The organism is Arsukibacterium sp. MJ3 (assembly GCF_000987765.1).
GTDB lineage: Bacteria > Pseudomonadota > Gammaproteobacteria > Enterobacterales > Alteromonadaceae > Alishewanella.
Genome location: NZ_LAHP01000103.1, coordinates 1 through 679, shown reverse-complemented (window position 1 = coordinate 679; position 679 = coordinate 1). Strand labels below are relative to the sequence as shown.

Sequence of the window (679 nt, the reverse complement as noted above, 5' to 3'; positions counted from 1 at the left end):
ATTTAATGGCGTTAACGCCAATCAAATTGTAAACGACTCACTGATTAGCTGGGGTCGCGCTGGCGGTGATCATACTGATGCTACGCAAAATGCGCTTAACTCACGCAGTGGTTTGGAAATTAGCAATTCACCGGCAATGGGTAACATTTTCACTAACGATTTGATGCCATCGCCAACTAACACCATTACCCATTTTAACAACACTATTTCTAATACTTTTAGCTCGCTGACTAGTGCCAGTGTATTTACCACGCTGAATTTAACACCGGTTAATCCTGTTGGTCCGTCAGTGATGTTTGAAACTAATTTCTTTATAGATTTTATTGAAACGCCTAATCGGACTCCGTGTGATTTTATAAGTGCTACGGTGTGCGATGACATTTTCATTATTCGGTTTGGTGCGTTAAACAGTGAGTTTGTCTACGACGGTGTTACCTATTTTCTCAGTATTGTTGAGTTAACTGGTAATTTAACGCCATTAGCTAACGCTACTTGCGCCAAAGCAGGCGTAGCCAATGGTTGTTTAGGCTTTACTACGCGAGAAAAAGCGTTTACGCCGGCGGAGTTTGGTTTTATTATTACCACTCGGCCAGTAAATGTACCTGAGCCAGCAATGTTAGGTATGTTCGGTTTAGGCTTATTAGGCTTAAGAGCGTTTGGTCGTCGCCGTTTAACTAAA

Annotated in this window: 1 protein-coding gene; it reads left to right on the top strand. The window is 42.0% G+C overall.

Translation table 11 applies throughout. From position 1 onward, the window contains the following. The coding region (locus VT06_RS16975) for a THxN family PEP-CTERM protein (RefSeq protein WP_052750339.1) at positions 1–679 on the top strand (679 nt) is incomplete at both ends.